24 protein-coding genes are annotated in these 25,130 nt (G+C 60.6%); 11 read left to right on the forward strand and 13 right to left on the reverse strand.

The window, feature by feature from the left end:
- Window positions 1-3: 3 nt before the first annotated feature.
- From EJ576_RS06505 to EJ576_RS06520, 4 genes are all read left to right on the forward strand, one after another.
- Window positions 4-657 (forward strand): DsbA family oxidoreductase, encoded by a 654-nt coding sequence (locus tag EJ576_RS06505; RefSeq protein WP_126569883.1) that lies wholly within the window; start codon window positions 4-6, stop codon window positions 655-657.
- A 185-nt stretch (window positions 658-842) separates the two neighbouring features.
- A complete protein-coding gene (locus EJ576_RS06510) occupies window positions 843-1,763 on the forward strand; it encodes an arginase (protein WP_123474697.1) in 921 nt (306 codons plus the stop codon).
- The gene (locus EJ576_RS06515) at window positions 1,760-2,140 is read left to right on the forward strand and encodes a transporter (RefSeq protein ID WP_016977488.1); all 381 of its coding nucleotides are present in this window, start codon (window positions 1,760-1,762) and stop codon (window positions 2,138-2,140) included. Before EJ576_RS06510 ends, EJ576_RS06515 begins: the two co-directional genes overlap by 4 nt.
- The gene (locus EJ576_RS06520; RefSeq protein WP_126569885.1) at window positions 2,137-2,541 is read left to right on the forward strand and encodes an EamA family transporter; all 405 of its coding nucleotides are present in this window, start codon (window positions 2,137-2,139) and stop codon (window positions 2,539-2,541) included. Before EJ576_RS06515 ends, EJ576_RS06520 begins: the two co-directional genes overlap by 4 nt.
- An 84-nt stretch (window positions 2,542-2,625) precedes the next feature.
- Here EJ576_RS06520 and EJ576_RS06525 read toward each other — a convergent pair whose 3' ends face one another.
- Together EJ576_RS06525 and EJ576_RS06530 are read right to left on the reverse strand one after the other, a co-directional pair.
- Complete coding sequence (locus tag EJ576_RS06525) at window positions 2,626-3,492, reverse strand: fatty acid desaturase (protein WP_126569886.1); 867 nt, start codon at window positions 3,490-3,492, stop codon at window positions 2,626-2,628.
- 55 nt (window positions 3,493-3,547) lie between these two features.
- Window positions 3,548-4,318 (reverse strand): MipA/OmpV family protein, encoded by a 771-nt coding sequence (locus tag EJ576_RS06530; RefSeq protein WP_126569888.1) that lies wholly within the window; start codon window positions 4,316-4,318, stop codon window positions 3,548-3,550.
- A gap of 228 nt (window positions 4,319-4,546) precedes the next feature.
- Here EJ576_RS06530 and EJ576_RS06535 point away from each other — a divergent pair, with 228 nt between their 5' ends.
- The 6 genes from EJ576_RS06535 (at window position 4,547) to EJ576_RS06560 (ending at window position 11,917) form a co-directional block, all read left to right on the forward strand.
- Entirely contained in the window at window positions 4,547-5,260 is a 714-nt protein-coding gene (locus tag EJ576_RS06535) for an MtnX-like HAD-IB family phosphatase (RefSeq protein WP_122724023.1), read from the forward strand.
- Entirely contained in the window at window positions 5,253-6,647 is a 1,395-nt protein-coding gene (locus EJ576_RS06540) for an aspartate aminotransferase family protein (protein ID WP_126569890.1), read from the forward strand. The genes EJ576_RS06535 and EJ576_RS06540 overlap by 8 nt, the downstream gene beginning before the upstream one ends.
- On the forward strand, window positions 6,644-7,552 hold the full coding sequence (locus EJ576_RS06545) for a carboxylesterase (RefSeq protein ID WP_126569892.1): 909 nt from the start codon (window positions 6,644-6,646) through the stop codon (window positions 7,550-7,552). The genes EJ576_RS06540 and EJ576_RS06545 overlap by 4 nt, the downstream gene beginning before the upstream one ends.
- Window positions 7,553-7,636: 84 nt before the next feature.
- Complete coding sequence (locus EJ576_RS06550; RefSeq protein ID WP_126569894.1) at window positions 7,637-8,761, forward strand: GNAT family N-acetyltransferase; 1,125 nt, start codon at window positions 7,637-7,639, stop codon at window positions 8,759-8,761.
- The gene (locus EJ576_RS06555) at window positions 8,761-10,530 is read left to right on the forward strand and encodes a HAMP domain-containing sensor histidine kinase (RefSeq protein WP_126569896.1); all 1,770 of its coding nucleotides are present in this window, start codon (window positions 8,761-8,763) and stop codon (window positions 10,528-10,530) included. The genes EJ576_RS06550 and EJ576_RS06555 overlap by 1 nt, the downstream gene beginning before the upstream one ends.
- Window positions 10,520-11,917 carry a sigma-54 dependent transcriptional regulator gene (locus EJ576_RS06560; RefSeq protein ID WP_126569898.1) on the forward strand — a complete coding sequence of 466 codons (1,398 nt, stop codon included), beginning with the start codon at window positions 10,520-10,522 and terminating at the stop codon, window positions 11,915-11,917. Before EJ576_RS06555 ends, EJ576_RS06560 begins: the two co-directional genes overlap by 11 nt.
- Window positions 11,918-11,950: 33 nt before the next feature.
- Here the strand turns inward: EJ576_RS06560 and EJ576_RS06565 are convergent, their stop codons facing one another.
- The 11 genes from EJ576_RS06565 to EJ576_RS06615 form a co-directional block, all read right to left on the reverse strand.
- Window positions 11,951-12,289 carry a GlpM family protein gene (locus EJ576_RS06565; RefSeq protein WP_126569900.1) on the reverse strand — a complete coding sequence of 113 codons (339 nt, stop codon included), beginning with the start codon at window positions 12,287-12,289 and terminating at the stop codon, window positions 11,951-11,953.
- Window positions 12,289-13,638 carry a sigma-54 dependent transcriptional regulator gene (locus EJ576_RS06570; protein ID WP_032864516.1) on the reverse strand — a complete coding sequence of 450 codons (1,350 nt, stop codon included), beginning with the start codon at window positions 13,636-13,638 and terminating at the stop codon, window positions 12,289-12,291. Before EJ576_RS06570 ends, EJ576_RS06565 begins: the two co-directional genes overlap by 1 nt.
- Window positions 13,635-15,536 (reverse strand): sensor histidine kinase, encoded by a 1,902-nt coding sequence (locus tag EJ576_RS06575; protein ID WP_126569902.1) that lies wholly within the window; start codon window positions 15,534-15,536, stop codon window positions 13,635-13,637. Before EJ576_RS06575 ends, EJ576_RS06570 begins: the two co-directional genes overlap by 4 nt.
- Before the next feature lie 109 nt (window positions 15,537-15,645).
- Window positions 15,646-16,380: an amino acid ABC transporter ATP-binding protein gene (locus tag EJ576_RS06580; RefSeq protein ID WP_003188952.1), complete on the reverse strand. Its 735-nt coding sequence runs from the start codon at window positions 16,378-16,380 to the stop codon at window positions 15,646-15,648.
- Window positions 16,377-17,048 (reverse strand): amino acid ABC transporter permease, encoded by a 672-nt coding sequence (locus EJ576_RS06585; RefSeq protein WP_010212763.1) that lies wholly within the window; start codon window positions 17,046-17,048, stop codon window positions 16,377-16,379. The genes EJ576_RS06580 and EJ576_RS06585 overlap by 4 nt, the downstream gene beginning before the upstream one ends.
- Window positions 17,048-17,794 carry an amino acid ABC transporter permease gene (locus tag EJ576_RS06590; RefSeq protein WP_010212762.1) on the reverse strand — a complete coding sequence of 249 codons (747 nt, stop codon included), beginning with the start codon at window positions 17,792-17,794 and terminating at the stop codon, window positions 17,048-17,050. The genes EJ576_RS06585 and EJ576_RS06590 overlap by 1 nt, the downstream gene beginning before the upstream one ends.
- Window positions 17,795-17,987: 193 nt before the next feature.
- Window positions 17,988-18,914 (reverse strand): glutamate/aspartate ABC transporter substrate-binding protein, encoded by a 927-nt coding sequence (locus tag EJ576_RS06595; protein ID WP_122724036.1) that lies wholly within the window; start codon window positions 18,912-18,914, stop codon window positions 17,988-17,990.
- 304 nt (window positions 18,915-19,218) lie between these two features.
- Window positions 19,219-20,757: a glycerol-3-phosphate dehydrogenase gene (gene glpD / locus EJ576_RS06600; protein ID WP_028619054.1), complete on the reverse strand. Its 1,539-nt coding sequence runs from the start codon at window positions 20,755-20,757 to the stop codon at window positions 19,219-19,221.
- 291 nt (window positions 20,758-21,048) lie between these two features.
- Complete coding sequence (locus EJ576_RS06605) at window positions 21,049-21,804, reverse strand: DeoR/GlpR family transcriptional regulator (protein WP_017526345.1); 756 nt, start codon at window positions 21,802-21,804, stop codon at window positions 21,049-21,051.
- An 83-nt stretch (window positions 21,805-21,887) separates the two neighbouring features.
- Window positions 21,888-23,393, reverse strand: a complete 1,506-nt coding sequence (glpK, locus tag EJ576_RS06610; protein ID WP_126569904.1) for a glycerol kinase GlpK — start codon at window positions 23,391-23,393, stop codon at window positions 21,888-21,890.
- A 75-nt stretch (window positions 23,394-23,468) separates the two neighbouring features.
- Window positions 23,469-24,326 (reverse strand): MIP/aquaporin family protein, encoded by an 858-nt coding sequence (locus tag EJ576_RS06615; protein WP_010212751.1) that lies wholly within the window; start codon window positions 24,324-24,326, stop codon window positions 23,469-23,471.
- 327 nt (window positions 24,327-24,653) lie between these two features.
- On the opposite strand from EJ576_RS06615, the gene ybaK reads away from it, so the two are divergent.
- Window positions 24,654-25,124 (forward strand): Cys-tRNA(Pro) deacylase, encoded by a 471-nt coding sequence (gene ybaK, locus EJ576_RS06620; RefSeq protein WP_028619057.1) that lies wholly within the window; start codon window positions 24,654-24,656, stop codon window positions 25,122-25,124.
- The last annotated feature ends 6 nt before the right edge of the window (window positions 25,125-25,130 follow it).

Genomic DNA, 25,130 nt, shown 5'->3' on the forward strand with positions numbered 1-25,130 from the left:
GTCATGAGTACTCCCCTGAAAATCGATTTCGTCAGCGACGTGTCCTGCCCCTGGTGCATCATCGGCCTGCGCGGCCTGACCGAAGCCCTCGACCAGCTTGGCGCCGAAGTGCAGGCCGAGATCCATTTCCAGCCGTTCGAGCTGAACCCGAACATGCCCGCTGAAGGGCAGAACATCGTCGAACACATCACCGAAAAATACGGCTCCACCGCCGAGCAATCCCAGGCCAACCGCGAACGTATCCGCGACATGGGCGCCGAGTTGGGCTTCGCGTTCCGCACTGACGGCCAAAGCCGCATCTACAACACCTTCGACGCACACCGCCTGCTGCATTGGGCCGGTCTGGAAGGCTTGCAGTACAACCTCAAGGAAGCGCTGTTCAAGGCCTACTTCACGGATGGGCAGGACCCGTCCGACCACGCCACCCTGGCGATCATCGCCGAAAGCGTCGGCCTGGACATCAAGCGTGCGGCCGAGATTCTCGCCTCCGATGAATACGCCGCTGAAGTACGCGAGCAAGAGCAGCTGTGGATCTCCCGTGGCGTGACCTCGGTGCCGACCATCGTCTTCAACGACCAGTACGCCGTCAGCGGCGGTCAGCCGGCGAAAGCCTTTGTGGGGGCGATCCGCCAGATCATCAACGAAGCGAAAAACTAAAGCCGATCACGGTTCAAAATGTGGGAGCGGGCTTGCTCGCGAATGCAGTGTGTCAGCCAAGTATTCAGTGACTGACACACCGCATTCGCGGGCAAGCCCGCTCCCACATTGGTCAGTCACCGTCTTCAAGAGTTGTGCTGGCCCGTCCCTTGCATTGACCCCCTAAAGCCTTAGGGGACACTGCCTTGAACATTCTTGACCTCGACCACAGCCTCACCGGCCAGGCACCGATTGCCCGGCGTCTGGCCAGCGGCCGTGCCACGCGTATCGACCTGCTGGACCTGGGCCCCAAGCTGCGCCTGTGGTCCACCGAAAAAACCTGGAAACGCTTCGCCGAACGCCTGGCCCAACGGCCCCGGCCCACCGATGCGCGGCCGGAAATCCTGTTTGTCGGCTCCGGCGACTATCACCACCTCACGCCGGCCTTTCTCGCCGATTTGAAAGAGCCCATCAGCCTGATCCACTTCGACAACCACCCCGACTGGGTACGCTTTGCGCCCAAGCGCCACTGTGGTTCGTGGGTCAACCGCGCGCTGAAGATGCCGGCGATCAAGCGCATCGTCACCCTCGGCCCGTGCAGCGACGACCTGCACAATCCGCAGTTGCGCGGTGGCAACCTCGGTGCCCTCAAGCGCGGGCACTTGCAGTTGTTCCCCTGGCAGCATCCGCCGTCGAAAGTCTGGGGCCGGGTAGGGGACGGCGCCGGTCACCAGCAGCAGGAAAACCACCTATATTGGCGCAACCTGGCCGAGCTGGACTGGGCGGCCTTCCTGGAGCAGATGATCACCAGCCTGCCCACCGAAGCGATCTGGATCACCATCGACAAAGACGTGCTCGCCAGCGAAGACGCGGCCACCAACTGGGACCAGGGCGGCATGCGCCTGACCCATCTGCTGCAAGCCTTGCGGGCCTTGGCAGCGCGTAAACGCATCATCGGCATCGACGTGTGCGGCGAGTTCGCCACGCCAGCCTTCAGCAACGCGTTCAAGCGTTGGGAGGCTAAATCCGACCAGCCGCCGCCCGAGCGCTGGAGCGTCGAAGATCTGCAGCGCAACGCCGCCACCAATGAAGCCCTGATCGACCTGTTTGAGGAGCTGTTCCCGTGACGTTGACCGTGGTGTTGCTGGTGGCGTTTTCCATCGTGCTCGATGTGATCGGCCAGTTGTGTTTCAAGATCGGCCTCGACCGTTTGCCCGAGTTGGACGGTGGTTTTCGCCTGAATGCGTTCTGGGGCCAGGTGTTCAATGCGCCGTTGTTGTGGGCCGGGATCGGCGCCTATGCCGTCGAGTTCTTCGTGTGGCTCGAAGCCTTGTCCCGTGCGCCGTTGAGCCTGCTGTTTCCGGCTGCCGCGCTGGCCTATTGCGGCGTGGTGCTGGCGGGCAAGGTGGTGCTGGGCGAAACCGTCAGCCGCCGCCGTTGGTTGGGCACGCTGGTGATTACTTTAGGCGTGATGTTGGTAGCGATTGCAGGGAGTCAGGCATGAGTACGCAGATTATGAATAACGGATGGTTGCACGGGCGCCTCGGCACGGTGGTGCTGTGGGCCTTGTTGATCTGTACCGAAAGCGCCGGCCAACTGTTTACCAAAGTGGCCGGGGATCAACTGGGGCAGATGGATTTGAGCTGGCAGTGGCTGGCGGACGTGGCGCGTAACCCTGGGATTCTGGCGGCTATTGCCAGCTACATCGGGGCGTTTTTCGTGTGGATGCTGATCCTGCGGCGCAGCAGCCTGTCCCTGGCGTTTCCGCTGAGTTCACTGGTGTTTGTGGTGGTGTTGCTGGGGTCGTGGCTGGGGCTGGGGGAACATATCAGCCCGCTGCACTGGGTGGGGGTGGCGGTGATTATCGGCGGTATCGCCCTGCTGGCCGAAGGCGAAGAAAACTGATCACTTTGGTCTGGTTTGATTTTTGTGGTGAGCGAGCTTGCCTCGCGCAGGGCAAGCCTGCTCACCACAGGGGTTAGTGGCGAGTCAGGGTCTTCTGTGCGCCACCAGAAAGCCCAACCCGTGTGACACTGGAAGCTGCTTCACCCCCGCCTCACGCTGTTGCTCGGCAATCTCGCGATGAAACGCCTTTACCTTGGTCCAGTGCATCTTGGGCCGGTAGTGGTGCTCGGCGTGGTAGCCGTTGTTCATCCAGATCAGGTTGTACAGCACGCTGTAGGAACTCACGCCCCAGGCAATCGGCAGGTCCGGGTTGCCGCCGAAATGTTCGTAGTAGCCGTTGAGCGATGACAGGCACTGGCCCAGGTACCAGAACGGCAACAGCCACAGCACCGCCTGCCAGTTGTAGAAGGCCAAGGCGATATAAAACGCCACCGTCACGCCGATCTCGACCTTGACCCAGCGCGCATCCGCCGGGCGCTTGCGCTTCATCTCGTCGTAGAACGGCTTGGGATCGTCGCGGAAAAAACTCAGGAAAGTGTAAGCCCACGGGTTTTCCGGCTGGCCATTGTGGCCGCGCTGGTAGATCGACAGCGGGTCGATGGTTTTACCGTCCGGGCCCGGCAGGTCGGCGTTGCCACGGTGATGGCGGTTATGGATGTCGCGGTAGAGCGTCTGGGAAAAGCCGATGGTCACCGACAGCAGCAGATCGAACGCCCGGTTCATCGCACGATGGCTGAAGTAGGCGTTGTGGATCTGGTTGTGGGAGATGCTGTTGATGCTCCACGACAGGCTGATCGCATAGACCAGCGCCAGGGGCACGAGCGCCCACCAGCTCAGGCTGTGGAACGCGGTGACCAGCCAGATGACAAAGGCGAAATGCGCCAGGCCCAGGGCAATGGGGATCAGGTCCCACAGCGAATGATGCAACAGGCGGTAAGCGGGGCGAGCCATGAAGAGTGTCCTGGAAAAATGGATTCCAGAGCCTCATTGCAAACCCCAGACCAACCTAGTCGAACGTGTAGCTGATGGCTGTTTGCACCTGGCCCTGGTTCACTTCGCCGGTCTGCCGGACGATGCTGCTGTCGGCCGCCGAGCCCACCAGGTGAACCCAACTGGCGCTGGTCAGCAATGACCATTTAGCCGCCAGGGGAAACTCGAAACTCTGGGTCAGCGTCAGGTTCTGGAAGCCGCCGCTGGCGTTGTAGGGGCGAAAGCCCGTGGCAGCGGCCTCGTTGTCGTCTACGCCGAAAAACGTGTTGGTCTGGCGCGCATCTGCGAAATGCGCGACCAGGCCGCTGCTGCCGATGATCCCGCCCCCCAGGGGGTAGCCCAGTTCGCCGCCGACTTTGCCCAGGGTACCGCTCTGTGAATGCCCACCGCCCACGGCTTGACCCAGTTGCGCGTAGACCCGCCAGAAATCAGCCGGGGCGTATTGGATGAAACCACCGACTTCCGCCATGTCCGACACATTGCGCAGGCCCTGCAGATCGCCATTCGACGTGCGCCCCGACAGGTAATTGATATAGGGGCCGGCGGTCAGGCCTCGGGTGCTGAGCGCGCTCCAGGTCAAGCCGTCATCGGTGCTCAGGCTGACATCGCCCCAGTCCAGGTCGAAATAGGGAACGGGCCGCGTTTCGTAGCGGCTGCCGGTAGGGTCATGAGGTTGGTAGCTGACGCCCGCGCCCACTTCACCGGTGATGCCCTCGGCCACGGCAGCGTTTGAATAGCTCCACAGGCCAAGCAAACCGGCGAATGCAGCGCATGTGATCCTCAACATGGTCACAGTTCCTTGATTGAATATGCGCGCATGAACGCGCAAAGCATCCTTTCCACGCAAGCACTCATCTTGTTTGTAGCAAGCTACAAAAATTGTAGCTCCTGCGACACAAATCGCCGGCCATGCCAGGCAAAGCCCCAGCCCTGCTGGGCGGTGGCCAGTTGGCACACTCCCTGCTCTACACCTTGTTGCAAGCGCACACAGCGCGCTCCTCCAAGGTAAACAACGATGATCCAGTGGCATATCGTGTGTGACTTCGACGGGACCATTACCCCCACCGATGTCATCGACAACGTCCTCCAACGCTTCGCCGGCCCCGAGTGGGAAACCATCGAACAGGAATGGCTGGATGGGCATATCGGTTCACGCGAATGCCTGAGCCGCCAACTGGCGCTGATCAAGGCGACTCCCTCCGAACTGCTGGCGTATTTCGACAGCGTCGAGATCGACCCGGACTTCCCGGACTTCGTCGATCACGTAATCGGCCTGGGCGCTTCCATCGAAGTGGTCAGCGACGGCATCGAGCAGGGCATCGCGCGGATCCTTTCACGCAACTACGTGACCTTGCTGCCGATCCTCGCCAACCGCCTGCGCCAGGTCGACCAGAACAGCTGGCGCATCGACTTCCCGTACGCCAGTGATGCCTGCCGTGCCGCCTCCGGCAACTGCAAGTGCAAGTCCACGCCGCGCAACAAGCGCGTGCTGGTGATCGGCGACGGCAAGTCCGACATGTGCGTGGCTTCCACCGCTGACTTCGTGTTCGCCAAAGGCAGCCTCGCCAAGTACTGCGAAGCCAACAACATTCCTCACGCACGCTTCGACACCTTTGCCGAACTGCCTGCGCTGCTGGCCCGACTGCCGCAAGGCATCGCCGCCAACGCCACCTCCTTTGCTGCTGACAGCCTGTCTAACGAAAATCAGGAACTCTTCCACCATGTCTGATATCCGTATCGCTACCGCCGACGACCAGATCCTTCTGGATAAAGAAGCCAAATACTGCTCCTACGGCGACACCGTTCACTACATCGAGCCGCCGCGCATTTTCAGCCGTTGCGAAGGCTCCTACGTGTGGGACACCGAAGACCAGGCCTACCTCGACCTGCAAATGTGGTACTCGGCGGTCAACTTCGGCTACGCCAACCCACGCCTGAACAATGCACTGAAACAGCAGATCGACACCCTGCCGCAAATCGCCAGCCAGTACCTGCACAAAGGCAAGATCGAGCTGTCCGAAATGATCGCGGTCGACGCCAAGAAGAAATTCGGCCTCGACGGTCGCGTGCACTTCAACGTCGGCGGTTCGCAGTCCATCGAAGACTCCCTGAAGGTCGTGCGTAACGCCACCAACGGCAAGAGCCTGATGTTCGCCTTCGAAGGCGGCTATCACGGGCGTACGCTCGGCGCGTCGTCGATCACTTCCAGCTACCGCTACCGTCGTCGTTATGGCCACTTCGGCGAGCGCGCGCAGTTCATCCCGTTCCCGTATCACTTCCGTGGCCCTAAAGGCATGACCAAGGAAGAATATGGCAGCCACTGCGTGCAGCAATTCGCCCGCCTGTTCGAGACCGAGTACAACGGTGTGTGGGACCCGAAAGTCGGTTCCAGCGAATACGCCGCGTTCTACGTCGAGCCGATCCAGGGCACCGGCGGCTATGTGATCCCGCCGATGAACTTCTACCGTGAGTTGAAGCACGTACTGGATCAGCACGGCATCCTGATGGTCTCCGACGAAATCCAGATGGGTTTCTATCGCACCGGCAAACTATGGTCGATCGAACACTTCGACGTGCAGCCGGACGTGATCGTCTTCGGCAAGGCACTGACCAACGGCCTCAACCCACTGGGCGGCATCTGGGCCCGTGAAGAGTTGATCAACCCGAAGATCTTCCCGCCTGGCTCGACTCACTCCACCTTCGCCTCCAACCCGTTGGGCACGGCGGTGGGCCTGGAAATGTTCAAGATGACCAACGAAGTCGACTACGGCGCGATGGTCATGGCCAAGGGCAAGTTCTTTCTCGAAGGCCTGCAAGACCTGCAGAAACGTTTCCCGATCATCGGCGACGTCGACGGCCTGGGCCTGGCCCTGCGCTGCGAAATCTGCGGCCCGGATGGTTTCACGCCGGACAAGGCGACCCTGGACTACATGGTTGAAGAAGGCATGAAGGGCGACATGGTGGTGGACGGCCAGAAACTCGGCCTGATCCTCGACGTGGGCGGTTACTACAAGAACGTGATCACCCTGGCACCGTCCCTGGAAATCAGCTACCCGGAAATCGAACTGGGCCTGAAGCTGCTTGAGCAACTGCTGGTGCGAGCGACCAACCGGTGAACACAACAGAGATCGACCTCGGTGAGGGTACTGCCGGTTTCGTTCTCGGTGATGGTCCGGTCGGGATCCTGTTGATCCACGGCCTGACCGGCACCCCGACGGAATTGCGCCAGGTTGCCAAGGGCCTGGCCAAGGTGGGCAATTGCACGGTGTACGTGCCCACTCTGGCCGGGCACTGCGGTGACAACAGCGACCTGCAGGCCACAGGCTGGCGCGACTGGTACGAAGGCGTGCGCAAGACCTTCGTCGGTGTGAAACAGCGCCACGAACAGGTGTTCGTCGGTGGCTTGTCCATGGGCGCGGTGATGTCGATGTACCTGGCCTCGGAGCATCCGGGCCAGGTCGCCGGGTTATTGATGTACTCCACCACGCTCAAGTACGACGGTTGGAGCATCAACAAAATGGCGTTCATCACGCCGCTGCTGATCCGCATTCCTTTTGGCGTGCGCCTGTTCCGGTTTACCGAAAAACCACCTTACGGCATCAAGAACGAACGCCTGCGCGCCATCGTTGAACGACAGATGAAAGAAGGTGAGAGCAGCGAAGCGGGCTTGTTGACGATGGAAGGCGTGACCGTACGCGAATTGCACTGGATGAACGCCGAGGTCAAAAAACGCATGCCGTCGATCAAGGTGCCGGCGCTGGTGTTGCACTCCATCGAGGACGACATCACCAGCCGTTGGAATGCTGACTATGTGGAACGCCACCTCGGTGGCCCGGTGACCAAGATCCTGCTGGACAACTGCTACCACATGATCACCGTCGATTTGCAATACCGCCGGGTGATCGAGTTGAGCGCGGAGTTCATCAACGAGCGAGCTCTATGTAGTGAGCGGGCTTGTCGGGTCGCCGCATCGCCCGCGCTGGGTGGCGAAGCCGCCCTAAAAACTGCAATTGCGGTTTAACTGGAAAAACTCAGTGCCGGAAATGGGGCGGCTTCGCCACCCAGCGCGGGGCAAGCCCGCTCACTACAGAAATAAGGGACCGAAGTGATTACCACCCAAGCCTTCCCGACCATCCGGGCCCTCCAGCGCAGTGCCTGGAACGACTGTTTCCCGGGAGCCCTGGAGGACTGGGACTATTACGTCGCCGTGGAAAACGCCGCCATCAGTGATTTCCAGTGGCGTTACCTGGCGGTTTACGAAGATGGAACGCTGGTGGCTGTGGCTGCGGCGTTCATCACCCATTATCGCCTCGACACCACGGTGTCGGGCGCCGGCAAGCGCTTGACCGAGCGTGTGGAACGACTGTGGCCGGGGCTTTTGCAACTGGGGCTGTATGCCCTCGGTTCGCCGGTGGCCGAACGCTGCGACGTCGGCTTTGCCAGCGGTGTGGCGGATGTGCGCCGCCCGCTGCTGCTCAAGCACCTGCTGGAAGCTGCGCGCCAGGATGCCGATGACTTTGGTATCGGCTTGGTGGCGGTCAAGGATGCGCCGAGCAAAGACCCGCATTGGATCGAGAGTTGCCGCGCGGCGGGCTTCCAGAGCATGCCGAGCTTGCCCACGGGCGTGTTGCCGCTGCCCTACGGCTCGGTGGACGCCTACCTGGGCTCCCTGGGAAAATCCACGCGCAAGGACCTGCGCCGCAAACTGCGCGCGCCCGGGCCACGGGTGGAGTGGCGGCGCACTATCGACGACGTGCTGCCCGAGGTCATGCGCCTGTACGAAGCCACGCTCACGCGTGCCGAGCTGCAGTTCGAGCGGCTGCCCGCCGGCTACTTCACCGGAGTGCTGGAACGGCTTGATGAGCGGGCGGTCTGTGTTCTTTACTGGGTGGACGAGCAACTGGTGGCGTTCAACCTGATCCTGGTGGACGAACACCGGCTGGTGGACAAGTTTTTCGGGCATGACGTGGCGTTCACCCGCGACTACAACCTGTACTTCCGTAGCTGGCTGACCAATGTGGACTACTGTATTCAACACAATATTGCCGTGTATGAGTGCGGCCAGGCCGGGTATGCCAGTAAGCTGCGCCTGGGCTGCGAGTTCCAGGGCAACAGCGTGTTTTTCCGCCACCGCAACCGGCTGGTCAACGGCCTGCTCAAGCTTGTAAAACTGTTTATTCGACCGGATCGTTCCGACCCTGCCATGGCTGCTGCGATAAGCGAAACCTGATGATCACCAAGACCCGCCAGAAAGCCCGCCCCTTTGCCATTTCGCGCTGGAGCGTCCAGCGCAAGCTGGTGCTGGCGTTCTGGTTGGTCAGCGTGATTCCGACCATGATCGCGGCGGAGTTGGCCGCCACTACGCTGTCGCAGATCTTCGACAGCAACGTGCGCATCTGGCTGCAAGAGTCGACCAAGATCGTCAAGGACGAGATTGGCGACATCCTTCACGACAACGCGCGCATGGCCAAGTTGTTCCTGCGCTACACCAGCCCGCCTGCGAGCAAGCAAGCGGCCAAACACGATCGGCTGACCGCCGACATAGCCGATGCCACCGATATCGACGTCGTCGCGCTGATCCGCACCAGTGACCAGAAAATCGTGTTCAGTACCGCCGCCGCCGACATCGTCAAGCAGATCAGTTTGGCCAAAAACACCGTGTTGCAGACCGTACAGGTGGGGGGCGCGTCCACCGGCATTGTGGTCTCGACCTTCGAGACCTCACAGGACGGCGTCGATTACGAGTTGCTGGTCGGGACTTACCTGGACAGCAGTTTCCTCACCAGCGTGGCCGATGTGCACTCCCTCGACCTGCGCCTGTACCTGGCCAATCCCGGCGGGTTCTCCGAAATATTCTCGACCCAACGCTTCGAGGATCACCCGTCGCGTATCCCCAAGAACATCGAAACCGCGATGCGCGCCACCAAGCAGCCCAGCGAGCAGTTCACCAGCAACTACAGCGGTTTGTACTGGCCGATATTCAACGATGCCGGTGACTTGCAAGGCGTGATTTTCAGCGGCCTGTTGCGCCATACCAGCCTGGTGGGGCTGGTGAACCAGAGCAATCTGTTCGTGCTGATCTTCCTGCTCAGTTCAGCACTGTCGTTGGCGGCGGGGGTGTTGGTGTCGCGGCGCCTGACCAAGCCGTTGCGCGACCTGTCCCAAGGCGTAAATGCGGTGATTTCCGGCGATTACGCGCACCGCGTGGTGGTAAGCGGCGGCGACGAACTGGCGCAGTTGAGCAGCACCTTCAACCATATGACCGAACGCCTGGGCGAGTTGCATCACCTCGAAGCCCAGTTGCGCCGGCGTGATCGCCTGCACGCCCTAGGTGAAGTCGCCATGGGCCTGGCCCACGAGATCCGCAACCCGCTGGGGATCATCAAGACGGCGACACAGTTGCTGCATCGTCGCGCTGACCTGGCGGAAACTGATAAGCGTCACCTGGAGTACGTGATCAGCGAAGTCAGCCGCATCAACGACCTGATCACCGAATTTCTCGACTTTGCCAAGCCCAACCCTCCGTTGCGCGTGGTGCAGCCTGCGCGCCCATTGGTGGAGGAAATCCTCGGCTTCTGCGGACCGGAATTGGCCATCCATAACATCGACGCACACGTCGATGACCAGGCGCCGGGGGCGACCCTCTACGCGGATGCCAAGCAGCTCAAGCAGGCGTGCCTGAACCTGATTCTCAACGCTATCGACGCGATGCCCGAGGGCGGACGCCTGACCTTGGGCATTCGTACCGTGGGCGAGAATACGCTGATCAGCATCACTGACACCGGCCAGGGCATTGCGGCGGAAATGGTCGAACGTATCTTCACGCCATTCGTCACCACCAAGGCGTCGGGCACCGGCTTGGGCCTGGCTAAAGTCTATTCGATCATGGAAAGTCACGACGGCAGCATCGAATGTGCCAGTGAGAAAGATGCCGGCGCCACCTTCAGCCTGTACATTCCGGCAAGTGGCGAAGACGAAGAGGACAGTCATGACGCATAACATTCTGGTAGTCGACGACGAACCCAAGCTCTGCGACCTGCTGGCGTCGGCCCTGGGCCAGAACGATGTGCAGGTGTTTATCGCCGGCAACGGCCTGCACGCGCTCAAGGTGCTGGAGCAGGAAGACATCGACCTGGTGATCAGTGATTGGCGCATGCCGGGCATGGACGGGCCGGCGCTGCTGGCCGAGATCAAGGTGCGCTACCCCCATGTGCCGGTGATCGTGATGACCGCCTACAGCACGGTGAAAAACGCCGTGCAGTCGATGCGCAACGGCGCCTACGACTACATCGCCAAGCCGTTTGATATCGACGAGCTGGACATCACGGTGGCCAAGGCCCTGCAATTTCGCGACATCATGCGCGACAACGCGCGCATGCGTGCCGAGCTGGACGAACACGCCCAGTTCGACAGCCTGGTGGGCGACAGCCCGGCGTTTCGCAAAGTGCTGCAAGCGGTGGACTCGGTGCGCGACAGCAGCGCTACCATCCTGCTGACCGGCGAGAGTGGCACCGGCAAGGAAATGGTCGCCCGTGCCATCCACAAGCATGGCAGCCGCGCTGACAAACCCTTCGTGGCGGTCAATTGTGCGGCGATCCCGGAAGGGTTGCTGGAAAGCGAAATGTTCGGCCATCGCAAAGGCGCGTTTACCGGCGCCGTGGCCGACCGGGTAGGGCGCTTCCAGCAGGCGGACAAGGGCACGCTGTTTCTCGATGAAGTGGGTGATATGCCCCTGGCGTTGCAGGCCAAGATCCTGCGTGCGTTGCAGGAACGGGTGATCGAACCGGTGGGCGATCCCCGTGAACGCAAAGTGGACGTGCGAGTGATCGCCGCCACCAACAAGAACCTGCTGGAGGCAGTCGCCAACAAGGAATTTCGCGAAGACCTGTACTACCGCCTCAACGTGTTCCCGATTCCCCTGCCGGCCTTGCGCGAACGGGTGGAAGACATCGCACCCCTGGCCCGTCACTTCGCCCAGACACTCAGCGCCACGGCCGGCAAACGTATCACTGGCTTCAGCCCAGAGGCGTTGCAGGCCATGGCGGCGTATCACTGGCCGGGCAACATCCGTGAGCTGCAGAACTGCGTGGAGCGCGCGACCATCGTGGCGGCGTCACCGGTGATCGAAGACATCGACTTGCCGGGTTACTTGTTTGCGTCCAAGCCGAGTGAAGGCGATGTGACGGCGATCCTCAGCGACGGGCCGGGTATTCCCCAAGACCTGGATGCGGCGCTGGCGGAGGTGGAGAAGGCCTACATACTCGCGGCGTTGCAGGAGAGCAACGGCGTGCAGGCAGCGGCGGCAGCGAAGATCGGGATATCGGAGCGCAGCTTCTGGTATCGCCTGAAGAAGCTGGGCATCCAGGTCGACAAGATCGTCCGCTGACCCCACTCGGATTAAAAATGTGGGAGGGGTGTGTCAGGTATGAAGACGCCCCCATACCGTGACCAACACCGTCGCGGCCATCAACCACGCTACGGCCGCCACAGCCAACGAAGCCTCCAACCGCATCCGATCCACCATCACATACAACGTCGCCAAATACACAAAATACGGAATGATCGACCACATCCCGAACAGGATCGTGGTCTTCAAGTCGTCCACCGAACGGCCTTTGCCGACGATGTAGTGGGCGATCAACGCAAAGGTCGGAAACAGCGGCACCAGGCCTGCGATGTAATAATTCTTGGTCTTGGCCAGCGCGGCCAGAATCAACACCACGGCCGCGCCCAGGGCGGCCTTCAATACCAGATCCATCAGTGGCTCAACCCGTATTTTTTGACTTTGTCGAACAGCGTGGTCTTGGCCATCCCCAGTTCCTGGCTGGCCTGGGTCAGGTTGCCGCCGCTGCGTTGCAAGGCATCATTGAGCAGGTTGCGCTCGAAAGCTTCCACCGCTTCGGTGAAGGCCAGGCCTTGGCTGCCGCTGCTGGAGCCGCTTTTCTTGAAGGCCGGCAGGCCCAAGGCGAAGCGTTCGGCGACATTGCGCAGTTCACGCACGTTGCCCGGCCAGTCGTGGCTCATCAGGCTCGACAGGGTCTGGTTGTCCAGCTCCGGAACACTGCGGTCAAAACGCAGCGACGACTGCTGCAGGAAGTGTTCGAACAGTTGCAGGATGTCTTCGCGGCGCTCGCGCAACGGTGGCAGTTCCAGCGTCACTACGTTGAGGCGATAGTACAAGTCGCTACGGAACTGATTGGCACGGCTCAGTTCATCAAGGTCCGACTTGGTGGCGGCGATCACCCGGCAATCCACGGCCACGCTCTGGTTCGAACCCAGGCGCTCCAGAGTGCGTTCCTGCAACACCCGTAACAGTTTGATCTGCAGGTTGATCGGCATGCTTTCCACTTCATCGAGGAACAACGTGCCTTCGTGGGCGTGTTCGATCTTGCCGATGCGACGCTTGCCGGCACCGGTAAAGGCGTTGGCTTCGTGGCCGAAAATCTCGCTTTCGAACAGGTTCTCCGGCAGGCCGCCGCAGTTCAGGGCGACGAACTGGTGGGCGTGGCGCCGGCTGAAATCATGCAGGCAGCGCGCAACCAGTTCCTTGCCGGTGCCGGTCTCGCCTTCGATCAGCACGTTGGCCGAGGTGTCGGCGACATTGGCGATCAGCTCGCGCAGGTTTTGCATGGCCGGCGAACGGCCGATAATGCGGCCTTCCAGCGAATCGCGCTCGGCCAATTGGCGGCGCAGCGACCAGACTTCCCGCGCCAGCCCACGCTGTTCCAGGGCGCGGCGCGCCACGTCGACCAGGCGTTCGGGGGAGAAGGGTTTTTCCATGAAGTCATAGGCGCCGTTGCGCATGGCGCCGACAGCCATGGAGATATCGCCATGCCCGGTGATCAGCACCACCGGCAGGCTTTTATCCAGGGCCTTGAGGCGGGTGAGCAACTCCAGGCCGTCAATGCCTGGCAAGCGGATGTCGCTGATCACGATGCCGGCGAAGTTCTCGCTGATGCGCTTCAACGCCTCTTCGGCGCTGCCCACGCCGACGCTGGGAATGTCTTCCAGGGCCAGCGCCTGCTGGCAGCCGAGCAGCACATGAGGATCGTCTTCGACGATCAGCACCGTGAGTTCGTCTTTAATGGCTTTAGCGTCTGTATTCATGTCGACTCAGCTTTTTGAGCGCCCGCCAACGGCAGGCACAAGACAAAGGCCGTTCCACCACTGGCCGGGTGCTCCACGGCAAGGTTGCCGCCGGTGGCCGCCGCGAGGCTGGCGGACAGCGTCAGGCCCAGGCCCAAGCCTTGCTCGCCGGGCTTGGTGGTGAAGAACGGTTCGAACAAATGCTTGCGCGCCTCGGGGTCGATGCCGTGGCCATTGTCGCGCACTTGCAGGCGGTATTTGCCCTCGCTGCTGCTGCCGTCCAGCCACAGTTCGGGAGCCGGTTGGGCTTGCATGGCGTCGAGGGCATTGCCGATCAGGTTGACCAGGATCTGCTCCAGGCGCGTCTGGTCGATTTGCAATTGGGCGTGGGAAAAGTCGCGGTGCAGGGTCAGTGGCAGGCTGTCCAGGCGTGCGCCGAGAACCTGGAACGCCGCGTCGACCGCTTTGGCCAGGCTGGCTTCGCCCTGGTCGTCGCCGCGCCGGGCGAAGGAACGCAGGCTGGCGGTGATGCGGCCCATGCGGTCGATCAGTTCGTTGATGGTCTTGAGGTTGGCGCTGGCGGTGTCCAGGGCGCCGCGCTCAAGAAAGCGCACGGTATTGCCGGACAAGGTGCGCAGCGCTGCCAGCGGCTGGTTCAATTCGTGGGCAATGCTGGTGGACATCTGGCCGATAGCGGCCAGTTTGCCGGCCTGAACCAGCTCATCCTGGGCGCGACGCAGCGTTTCTTCGGCCTGGCGTCGTTCGCGAATCTGGCCCTTGAGCCGTTCGTTGCTGGCGCGCAGGTCGGCGGTGCGTTCGGCAATTCGCCGTTCCAACTGGCTGTTGGCTTCCTGCAAGGCTTCACGGGCGGCGAGGCGGGTGGCGATGACCTTGCGCCGCTCATTCCAGGCGATCAGCAAAAATGCGACCAAGCCAAACGCAACGGCCACCAGAATGCCCTGGTTTATCGCGGCACGGCGCAGGTCGTTGAGCGGCGTGAGCAGGGTAAAATTCCACGGCGTGTCATTCAGCGGGCGGGTTTGCGCCAGGTAGCTGACTTCGTGCTCGTCGTTGACCACTTCACTGTTGGCCGGGAAGGTTAGTTTCTCGGTGCCTTCGTTGAGGCGCTCACGGGCCAGGGGTTCCAGCTCGTTCAACGTCGCCCAGTAATATTGCAGGCTGTGGGCCAGGCGTTCCTTGGTGTCATCGCTCAGCGGGCGCACGGCCTTGAGGCGGCGGGCCGGGTCGCTGGAAAGGATGATGATGCCGTTCTCGTCGCTCACAAAGGCTTCGAGGCGCGCGCGCTGCCAGCGCTCTTCGAGGGCTTCGAGGCGCACCTTGACCACGGCGACGCCGATAATCTTGCCGTGCTCTTCCAAGCCGTGCGCCAGGTAGTAGCCGGGTTCGCCATTGGTGCTGCCGATGCCGTAGAAACGGCCAGGCTGGCCACGTACGGCGTTCTGGAAATAGGCGCGGAAGGACAGGTCTTCACCCTGGTAACTGTCGGCATCGCGCCAGTTACTGGTGGCCAGCACGCGGCCAGTGGTGTCCATCACGTAGATGGCCCGACTGCGACTGCGTCGGTTCAGGCCTTCGAGGTAATCGTTGACGGTCTTGCGGGTTTCCTGGTTCGGGTCGGCCAGCAGCGTGGAGACGCTGGACTCCAGTTCCAGCAGGCTGGGCAGGTAGGTGTATTTGCTCAGTTCGCTTTCGACGGTGCGGGCATGCAACTCCAGCTGGCGTTCGCCGGTGTCGCTGAGGGTGCGGATGCCATAGTACTCACTGATCCAGAAGCCGATATAACCCAGGCCGATCATCAGGGCGATGATCAACGGCGGCAGGAACAGTTGGCGGATCAGACGTGGTTTCACGGCAAGTGATGGCGGTGCGGCGCGAAATTGGTTGGGGTCGCATTTCATCACAGATGCCTTGGGTCAACCAGAGCTGCCAGCCCGTGCGGGCCAATGTGGGAGGGGGCAAGCCCCCTGCCACATTGGCCCGGTTTCCACAGTCGGCGCTATGTAGTGCTTAGTGCTGCAGGATTTTCTCAAGGAAGTGCTGCGCGCGTTCGGAGCGGGCGCTGATGTCGCCGAAGAATTCTTCTTTCGGGCAGTCTTCGATGATCTTGCCGGCGTCCATGAAGATCACGCGGTCGGCCACTTTGCGGGCGAAGCCCATTTCGTGGGTCACGCACATCATGGTCATGCCTTCGTGGGCCAGTTGCACCATTACGTCGAGTACTTCGTTGACCATTTCCGGGTCGAGGGCCGAGGTTGGTTCGTCGAACAGCATGACGATCGGGTCCATGGCCAGGGCGCGGGCAATCGCCACGCGTTGTTGCTGACCGCCGGAGAGTTGGCCAGGGTGCTTGTGGGCGTGTGCCGACAAGCCGACGCGGTCGAGCAGTTGCAGGCCTTTCTTGGTGGCTTCTTCCTTGCTGCGGCCGAGCACCTTGATCTGCGCGATGGTCAGGTTCTCGGTGATGGTCAGGTGCGGGAACAGCTCGAAGTGCTGGAACACCATGCCCACGCGCGAACGCAGTTTCGGCAGGTTGGTCTTCGGGTCGGCGATGGAGGTGCCGTCGACCACGATGTCGCCCTTCTGGAACGGCTCCAGCGCGTTGACGCACTTGATCAGGGTGGATTTGCCCGAACCGGACGGCCCGCACACCACGATCACTTCGCCTTTTTTAACCTCAGTGCTGCAATCGGTCAGCACCTGGAAGTCGCCATACCACTTGTTGATGTTCTTGATAGAGATCATACGGCAAACCTTTTTTGCAGACGCTTGACCAGCAGCGAGGCGGAAAAGCTGATGATGAAGTAGACGACACCGGCAAAGATCAGGAACTCGTTGGAGCGGCCGATGATGTCGCCGTTGGAGCGGGCGGAGTTGAGGAAGTCCACCAGGCCCACGGTGTAGACCAGCGAGGTATCCTGGAACAGGATGATCGACTGTTGCAGCAGCAACGGGGTCATCTTGCGGAACGCCTGGGGCAGGATGATCAGGCGCATGGTCTGGCCATAGGTCATGCCCATTGCCTGTGCCGCCGCCATCTGGCCTTTGGGGATCGACTGCACGCCGGCCCGCACGATTTCGCAGAAGTACGCGGCTTCGAACATCATGAAGGCCACGACGCACGAGGTGAACGCACCGATCGGCGTGTCTTCGCCGGTGATCCAGCGCAACACGAACGGTACCGCCAGGTAGAACCAGGTGATTACCAGCAACAGCGGGATCGAGCGGAAGTAGTTCACATAAGCGCCGGCAACGCGCGACAGCAGTTTGCTGGACGACAGGCGCATCAGCGCCAGGACCGTACCCAGCGCAATGCCGCCGACCACGCCCATGACCATCAACTGCAAGGTCATGACCATGCCGTTCCACAGGCCTGGGATAGCAGGGATGATGCCGCTGAAATCGAAGTCCATTATTTACCCCCCACGGAGATCAGGCCGGGCACTGCGACTTTCTTCTCGACCAGGCGCATGAGCAGCATCAGGCTCATGTTCAGGGTGAAGTAGATCAACGTGGCCAGGGTGAAGGCTTCAAACAGGTTGGCCGAGAACTCGGCGGTCTGTTTGGTTTGCGCCAGCAGTTCCATCAGGCCGATCAAGGACGCCACGGAGGAGTTCTTGAAGACGTTGAGGAATTCCGAGGTGAGCGGCGGAATGATGATCCGGTAGGCCTGTGGCAGCAGCACGTTCCAGTAGATCTGTGGCAGCTTGAAGCCCATGGCGCGTGCGGCGGATTCCTGGCCGCGTGGCAGCGCCTGGATGCCGGTACGCACTTGCTCACACACACGGGCGGCGGTGAACAGGCCCAGGCACACGACAACGCTCAGGTAGGCCGAGGTGGTCGGGTTGAGGTCTTGTTTGTACCAGTCCTGCAGGTTCTGCGGCAGCATGTCAGGTACCAGGAAGTACCAGATGAACAGCTGAACCAGCAGCGGCACGTTACGAAACAGTTCCACGTAGCAGGTCGCGATGCCCGATACGATGCGGTTTGGCACGGTGCGCATGACGCCCAGAATGGACCCCAGCAGCAAGGCGATAATCCATGCCACGACAGCGATGGCGATGGTCCAGCCCAAGCCGGCGATGTACCAGTCGAGATAAGTCTCGCTGCCCACGCCAGTGGACTTGAAGAACACGCCCCAGTCCCAGTTGTAATTCATTAGGGTCTCCCCTCGAAGTCGATCGATGTACAAGCACCCGCTTGGGGAAGATCCTTTCCCGCCTGACGGAGAACGCCAGGCACACGCGATCGGCTCGAAAACCGCCAGGTCGAGTGTTCCAAAATAAAGCCAGCAGGTAGTAACAGACGCCTGAGGGAGGGTGGCTCCCTCAGGAGATAAGCTTAGTCAGGTATCAGATTTTTACGTCAGGCGCTGGCTTGTCGCTTGGGTTGGCGATCAGCTCCTTCACCTTGTCGCTCATCGGGAAGTTCAGGTTCAGGCCTTTTGGTGGGATCGGGCTCTCGAACCACTTGCTGTAGATCTTGTTGATTTCGCCTGATTTGTACAGGGCAACGATGGCGTCATCGACCGCTTTCTTGAAGGCTGGGTCGTCTTTACGCACCATGCACGCGTAGGCTTCGAAGGATTGCGGAGTACCAGTGATGACCCAGTCGCCCGGCTTCTTGGCCTTGGCTTCTTCACCGGCCAGCAGGGCGTCGTCCATCATGAAGGCAACGGCGCGGCCGCTTTCCAGCATCTGGAAGGATTCGCCGTGGTCTTTGGCGGAGATGACGTTCATGCCCATTTGCTTGTCGGCGTTCATCGCTTTGATGATGCGCTCGGACGTGGTGCCAGCGGTGGTCACGACGTTCTTGCCTTTCAGGTCAGCGAAGTCGGCGTAGCTCGGCTTGCCATCCTTGTCTTTCTTGACCAGCAGACGGGTGCCGATTTCGAAGATGTTGACGGTGAAATCAACTTGCTGGGCGCGTTCGGCGTTGTTGGTGGTGGAACCGCACTCGAGGTCCGCAGTGCCGTTCTGGATCAGCGGAATACGGGTTTGCGAAGTCACCAGGTTGTACTTGGCCTTCAGATCGGGTTTGTTCAGGTCTTTTTTCAGTTGTTCGACGACGGCCAACTGAATGTCGTGGGAGTAGCCCACGGGTTTGCCCGAACCATCCGCGATGTAGGAAAAGGGAATGGAGCTGTCGCGGTGAGCGAGAGTGATGGTGCCGGATTCGTTGATCTTCTTCAGCGTGCCGGTGAGTTCGGCGGCGAAAACTGGAGTGCTGATCAGAGCAGCAGCGATAGCTGCGCCCAGAATATGGGGAACGATGCGCATCAATACTTCCTCGACATTTGTTTTTTTTATGAAGCCGGCTAAACGGCTCTCTTGTACAGCGAATGCCCATGACGGCTCCTGAGGCGTCCCAGGCAATCGTCCAAGAGTGTAGAGCATGAGTCGTGCCAGGCTCGATATAAAAGGTTAACTACTTGTTTTGTAAGAAAATTAACTTTATATGACGACGTTCTTTCAAGCCTTGGATCCGGCAAACCGAATTGATGGCACTGCGGCGTTCGGAAAACCGAATGCGAAAAAAAGCCCCTGGGCCGTTCGGCGCAGGGGCTTTTGTAGTACTGGTCCGTCAGGCTGCTTCGATCTTGCTGCGGTTCTGCTCAACGGTGGACAGGTATCGCTGCACGTTGGCCTGTTCTTCCGGAGTAGTGAACAGACCCAGCTTGGTGCGACGCCACAGCACGTCCTGAGGCTGGGTTGCCCATTCCTCGGTGCACAGGTAATCAACCTCGCGGGTGTACAGGCCGCCACCCAAGTGGTCGCCCAGGTCGGCCAGCGATTGCACGCCTTCGAGCAGGCGCCAGGTGCGGCTGCCGTAGGTGGTGGACCAACGGCGCGCGATCTCGCTCGGTACCCAGTCGAACTTGCTGCGGATGGCGTCAGCCAAGGCTTCTGGCGTGGTCATGTCTTCGCCGCCGGGCAGGCTGGCGGTAGCAGTCCAGCTTGGGCGCATCTGGGTGAAGTAGGGGGCCAGTTGCGCCATCGCCGATTCAGCCAGCTTGCGATACGTGGTCAGCTTGCCGCCGAACACCGACAGGATCGGCGCCTCGCCCGTGCCGCCGGACAATGCCAGGGTGTAGTCGCGGGTGATGGCCGACGGGTTGTCCGATTCGTCATTGCACAGCGGACGCACGCCGGAGTAGGTGTGGACGATGTCGTCGCGGCTCAGCTGCTTCTTGAAGTGAGCGTTGACCACTTTCAGCATGTAGTCCGTTTCACCTTCGGTGATCGCAACTGCAGCCGGATCACCGGTGTATTCACGGTCGGTGGTGCCGATGATGGTCAGGTGGTTCAGGTACGGGATGGTGAAGACGATGCGCTGGTCTTCGTTCTGCAGGATGTGCGCGTGAGCGCCTTCGTACAGTTTCGGCACGATCAGGTGGCTGCCCTGGATCAGGCGGATGCCGTAAGGCGAATCCAGCTTCAGGTCGTCCTTGATGAACTTGGCGACCCATGGGCCGGCGGCGTTCACCAGTGCGCGAGCACGGATCGAGAACAGGCTGCCATCGGCGCGTTCCATGTTCATTTCCCACATGCCGTTGCTGCGGTGGGCGCTGATGCACCGGGTTTGCGTGTGGATGTGCGCGCCTTTTTCGCGGGCGGCCATGGCGTTCAGCACGACGAGACGGGCGTCATCCACCCAGCAGTCGGAATATTCGAAGCCTTTGGTGATTTCGCTTTTCAGCGGGCTGTCGGGGCCGAACTTGAGGCTTTTCGAACCGGCGAGCTTTTCGCGCTTGCCCAGGTTGTCATACAGGAACAGGCCGGCGCGGATCATCCACGCCGGGCGCAGGTGCGGGCGGTGCGGCAACACGAAGCGCATCTGCTTGACGATATGCGGGGCCTTGGCCAGCAATACTTCACGCTCGGCCAGGGCTTCGCGCACCAGGCGGAATTCGTAATGTTCGAGGTAGCGCAGGCCGCCGTGGATCAGCTTGCTGCTGGCGGACGAGGTGTGGCTGGCCAGGTCGTCCTTTTCGCAAAGGAATACCGACAAACCGCGACCGGCTGCGTCTGCTGCAATGCCGACGCCATTGATCCCGCCACCGATCACGGCAACGTCATAGACTTCGGCAAGCGGTGGAGCAGGCAAGGTGGAAGGGTTCATCGGCTGGCCTCGCGATTTTTTCGTCTTGGAATTCGAACATTAATGTTCATTTGCGAAAATGGTAGCTGATAAACGCGCGCACAGCCACCCGACTTCGATTGAAAAAACTCATCGAAGGGCGGGGAAAGAAAAATTTGCGAACAATTGCAGGTAATTGGAGTGCCTGTTCGATCGCTATCGCGGGCAAGCCCGGCTCCCACATTCGATCGCATTCCTATGTTGGAACTCGGTCAACTGTGGGAGCGGGCTTGCCCGCGAAGGCGGCGTACAGGCGGCTGAGATGTCGAAGCCTTAGACGACTTCCAGCCGAACCTTGTGCTCATTGAGCAACTGCACCAACGCCGGCACTGGCTGCTGATCCGTCACCAGGCAATCCACCAGGCTGATCGGCCCCAGGCGAATCATGGCGTTGCGCCCGAATTTGCTGGAGTCCGCCGCCAGGATCACTTGGCGTGCATTGGCGATGATCGCCTGGGAAACCCGTACTTCCTGATAGTCAAAGTCCAACAAGCTGCCGTCTTCATCGATACCGCTGATACCCACAAGTGCAAAGTCGACCTTGAACTGGTTGATGAAGTCGACACTCGCCTGGCCCACCACACCACCGTCACGCCGCACGTTACCGCCGGTCAGCAGCACATCAAAGTCGTCCTTGGCACTGAGCATGGTGGCGACGTTGAGGTTGTTGGTGATGATTTTCAGGTGATTGTGGTTGAGCAACGCACGGGCGATGGATTCGGTGGTGGTGCCGATATTGATGAACAGCGAGGCGTGATCGGGGATCTGCGCAGCGATGGCTTCGCCAATGCGCTGTTTCTCGTCGCGCATCTGGTCGGCGCGCATGGCGTAGGCGGTGTTCTCGACACTGGAGTCATAGGCCGCGCCGCCGTGGTAGCGGCGCAGCAGATTGGCGTCCGCCAGCTGGTTGATATCGCGGCGGATGGTTTGCGGGGTAACAACGAACAGCTGCGCCATTTCCTCGATGCTGACATAACCGCGTTCGCGGACCAGCTCGAGGATTTGTTGTTGGCGGGGAGGCAGATTCATGGGGCGTCCTTTGGGCTGCCATACAAAAGTGGCCCATGATGACGCAGGAATCCGCTCCCTGCCAGTTACAACCGGACGTTGGCTTATTCAGCGCCTTCGTGGGGCTCCCAGTCACGGGTGCGGCTGACCGCTTTTTGCCAGCCGGCGTAGAGCTTCTCTTTGGCCGCTTCGTCCAGTTGTGGTTCGAATTCGCGCTCGATCACCGCCTTGCCGCGCAATTCGTCCAGGCTGCCCCAGAAGCCGCACGCCAGGCCGGCCAGGTAGGCGGCGCCGAGTGCGGTGGTTTCACGCATTTGCGGGCGCTCGACCTGGGTGCCGAGGATGTCGGCCTGGAATTGCATCAGGAAGTTGTTGGCCACGGCGCCGCCGTCCACACGCAGGGCTTTGAGGCGTTCGCCGGAGTCCTGTTGCATGGCGTCGAGCACGTCACGGGTCTGGTAGGCAATCGACTCCAGGGCTGCACGAATAATGTGATCCACGCGTACGCCACGGGTCAGGCCGAACAGTGCGCCACGGGCGTACGGGTCCCAGTACGGGGCGCCCAGGCCGGTGAAGGCCGGCACCAGGTACACGCCGTTGCTGTCCTTGACCTTGCCGGCAAAGTATTCGGTGTCGTGGGCGTCGTTGATGATTTTCAGCTCATCACGCAGCCATTGCACGGTGGAACCACCGTTGAACACGGCGCCTTCCAAGGCGTAGGCCACTTCGCCACGCGGGCCACAAGCGATGGTGGTGAGCATGCCGTGCTTGGATTTCACGGCTTTGTCGCCGGTGTTCATCAGTAGGAAGCAGCCGGTGCCGTAGGTGTTCTTGGCTTGGCCGGCTTCGACGCACATCTGGCCGAACAGGGCAGCTTGCTGGTCACCGGCGATACCGCCGATGGCAATGCCGCTCTTGGTGCGGCCGTAGATTTCAGACGACGACTTAACTTCCGGCAACATCTCGCGTGGGATGTCGAGGATCTCCAGCATCTTCGCATCCCACTTCAGGGTGTGGATGTTGAAGAGCATGGTACGCGAGGCGTTGGTGTAGTCGGTGACGTGGGTCTTGCCGCCGGTAAATTTCCAGATCAGCCAGCTATCGACGGTGCCGAACAGCAGTTCGCCATTGCGCGCACGCTCGCGGCTGCCTTCGACGTTGTCGAGGATCCACTTGAGCTTGGTGCCGGAGAAATAAGGGTCGGTAACCAGGCCGGTGGTGTCGCTGATGTACTGCTCGTGGCCGTCGCGCTTGAGTTGCTGGCAGATTTCGGTGCTGCGGCGGCACTGCCAGACGATGGCGTTGTAGATCGGGCGGCCGGTGACTTTGTCCCACACCACGGTGGTTTCACGCTGGTTGGTGATACCAATGGCGGCGACCTGGTCATGGTGCAGGCCGGCCTGGGCCAGGGCTTCGACCATCACCGCGCTTTGGGTGGCGAAGATTTCCATCGGGTCATGCTCGACCCAGCCCGCTTGTGGGTAGTGCTGGGCGAACTCACGTTGGGCGGTGCAGACCACGTTGGCGTCACGATCAAAGATGATCGCCCGGGAACTGGTGGTGCCTTGGTCAAGGGCAATGATGTAGTTCTTATTCTGAATATCGGTCATGTCGAATGCCTTGGGAAATAAGAAAATCGGTAATCAGCCTGGGCTACAAAAGGGCAAGTGCCCAGGCTGGCGCTATCAGGAAATACGGGTCTTGCCGTTGACAGCCGTGTCAGGTGTTTCTTCATCTATAGCAGGTGCGGCGCTTGGCAGATGACGGGCAATCAGCCCGCGATAGGCAGCAGCACCGAGGCAGGCGCCGACGATCGGCGCGAAAATCGGCACCAGGAAGTAAGGAATATCACGGCCACCAGTGAAGGCCATTTCACCCCAGCCTGCGAAAAAGGTCATCAGCTTGGGCCCGAAATCCCGTGCCGGGTTCATCGCAAAGCCGGTCAACGGGCCCATGGCGCTGCCAATCACCGCGATCAGCAGGCCGATCAGCAGCGGGGCCAGCGGGCCGCGTGGCAAGCCGTTGTTGTCATCGGTGAGGGCCATGATCACGCCCATCAGGATTGCTGTAATGACCATTTCCACCAGGAATGCCTGAGCAGTGCTCAACAGCGCATGGGGGTAGGTGGAGAACACCGACGCCAATTCCAGGCTGGCCTGGGAACCGCGCACCATGTGGTGGGTTTGTTCGTAATCGAAAAACAGGTTGCTATAGAGCGTGTACACCAGGGCCGCCGAGCAAAAGGCGCCGGCGATCTGGGCGAGGATATAGAAGGGCAGTTTGCGCTTGTCGAAGTCAGCGAAGATACACAGGGCAATACTGACGGCGGGGTTGAGGTGGGCCCCGGATATCCCGGCGCTCAGGTAGATCGCCATGCTGACGCCGACCCCCCAGATGATACTGATCTCCCACAAGCCAAAGCTGGCACCCGCGACCTTGAGCGCAGCGACACATCCTGTACCGAAGAAGATCAGAAGCGCAGTCCCCAGGAATTCGGCCATGCATTGGCTCGAAAGTGAAGGCTGTTGAAGAGCAGTTGTCATGGAAAACCTCAGTTGTTGTTCTTGTCTGGCGCACAACCTCAACGGATTGTTGCGCGATTTTCACCGTGGCAAGGATCCCCATCCCGGTCGCGGCTTACTGCTTCAATACTGCGGGTCTATTCCTACAGTATTCGGAAACGAAAAAATATAGACAAGAATGACGGCTGTCAAAGGTCGAAAGTGAACTGTCAGTCACTTTCAAACTATTGGTCTGGTGAATGATCACGCTTGTCACAATGCGCGCGCACCTTAAGAGTGGGCGGGCTAGAGCGTTTTGTGTGGGCTTGGCCTAGAATTGGCCATCTGTTTGCCACGCCCGGAGACGTCATGACCCCCGCATTGGACCTGTTGAAAAAAGTTCGCGCCGAACATCGTATCCACAGTTATGAACACGACCCCAAGGCGGCGTCCTATGGGCTGGAGGCCGCGGAAAAATTGGGCCTCGACCCGGCGCAGGTGTTCAAGACCTTGTTGGCGAGCAGTGAGAAGGGCGAATTGTTGGTGGCGGTGGTGCCGGTCGTCGGAAGTCTGGACCTGAAGGCCCTGGCTCATGCGGCAGGCGTCAAGAAAGTCGAAATGGCCGACCCGGCAGCGGCGCAGCGTTCAACCGGTTACCTGTTGGGCGGCATCAGCCCGTTGGGGCAAAAGAAACGCCTGCGCACGTTTATTGATGCAACGGCGCAACCCTTTGCAACGATTTTTGTAAGTGCGGGGAGAAGGGGCTTGGAAGTTGAATTGCCGGCGGCTGTGCTGGCTGAACATACCCAGGCCAAATTCGCAGAAATTGGCCGGGCATGATCGGAC

The sequence above is a fragment of the Pseudomonas sp. C 49-2 genome, assembly GCF_003970195.1.
In the GTDB taxonomy this organism is placed as follows: Bacteria; Pseudomonadota; Gammaproteobacteria; order Pseudomonadales; family Pseudomonadaceae; genus Aquipseudomonas; species Aquipseudomonas canadensis.

Bases quoted from the DNA above. Each gene is read 5' to 3' on its own strand.
- EJ576_RS06580 (WP_003188952.1), bottom strand. From the start codon at position 16,380: ATGATCTCTATCAAGAACATCAACAAGTGGTATGGCGACTTCCAGGTG.
- glpD (WP_028619054.1), bottom strand. From the start codon at position 20,757: ATGAACCCTTCCACCTTGCCTGCTCCACCGCTTGCCGAAGTCTATGAC.
- EJ576_RS06540 (WP_126569890.1), top strand. From the start codon at position 5,253: ATGTCTGATATCCGTATCGCTACCGCCGACGACCAGATCCTTCTGGAT.
- EJ576_RS06535 (WP_122724023.1), top strand. From the start codon at position 4,547: ATGATCCAGTGGCATATCGTGTGTGACTTCGACGGGACCATTACCCCC.
- EJ576_RS06525 (WP_126569886.1), bottom strand. From the start codon at position 3,492: ATGGCTCGCCCCGCTTACCGCCTGTTGCATCATTCGCTGTGGGACCTG.
- EJ576_RS06605 (WP_017526345.1), bottom strand. From the start codon at position 21,804: ATGAATCTGCCTCCCCGCCAACAACAAATCCTCGAGCTGGTCCGCGAA.
- EJ576_RS06590 (WP_010212762.1), bottom strand. From the start codon at position 17,794: ATGAATTACAACTGGGACTGGGGCGTGTTCTTCAAGTCCACTGGCGTG.
- EJ576_RS06520 (WP_126569885.1), top strand. From the start codon at position 2,137: ATGAGTACGCAGATTATGAATAACGGATGGTTGCACGGGCGCCTCGGC.
- EJ576_RS06575 (WP_126569902.1), bottom strand. From the start codon at position 15,536: ATGAAATGCGACCCCAACCAATTTCGCGCCGCACCGCCATCACTTGCC.
- EJ576_RS06530 (WP_126569888.1), bottom strand. From the start codon at position 4,318: ATGTTGAGGATCACATGCGCTGCATTCGCCGGTTTGCTTGGCCTGTGG.
- glpK (WP_126569904.1), bottom strand. From the start codon at position 23,393: ATGACCGATATTCAGAATAAGAACTACATCATTGCCCTTGACCAAGGC.
- EJ576_RS06555 (WP_126569896.1), top strand. From the start codon at position 8,761: ATGATCACCAAGACCCGCCAGAAAGCCCGCCCCTTTGCCATTTCGCGC.
- EJ576_RS06505 (WP_126569883.1), top strand. From the start codon at position 4: ATGAGTACTCCCCTGAAAATCGATTTCGTCAGCGACGTGTCCTGCCCC.
- EJ576_RS06595 (WP_122724036.1), bottom strand. From the start codon at position 18,914: ATGCGCATCGTTCCCCATATTCTGGGCGCAGCTATCGCTGCTGCTCTG.
- EJ576_RS06570 (WP_032864516.1), bottom strand. From the start codon at position 13,638: ATGAATACAGACGCTAAAGCCATTAAAGACGAACTCACGGTGCTGATC.
- EJ576_RS06565 (WP_126569900.1), bottom strand. From the start codon at position 12,289: ATGGATCTGGTATTGAAGGCCGCCCTGGGCGCGGCCGTGGTGTTGATT.
- EJ576_RS06615 (WP_010212751.1), bottom strand. From the start codon at position 24,326: ATGACAACTGCTCTTCAACAGCCTTCACTTTCGAGCCAATGCATGGCC.
- EJ576_RS06560 (WP_126569898.1), top strand. From the start codon at position 10,520: ATGACGCATAACATTCTGGTAGTCGACGACGAACCCAAGCTCTGCGAC.
- EJ576_RS06585 (WP_010212763.1), bottom strand. From the start codon at position 17,048: ATGGACTTCGATTTCAGCGGCATCATCCCTGCTATCCCAGGCCTGTGG.
- ybaK (WP_028619057.1), top strand. From the start codon at position 24,654: ATGACCCCCGCATTGGACCTGTTGAAAAAAGTTCGCGCCGAACATCGT.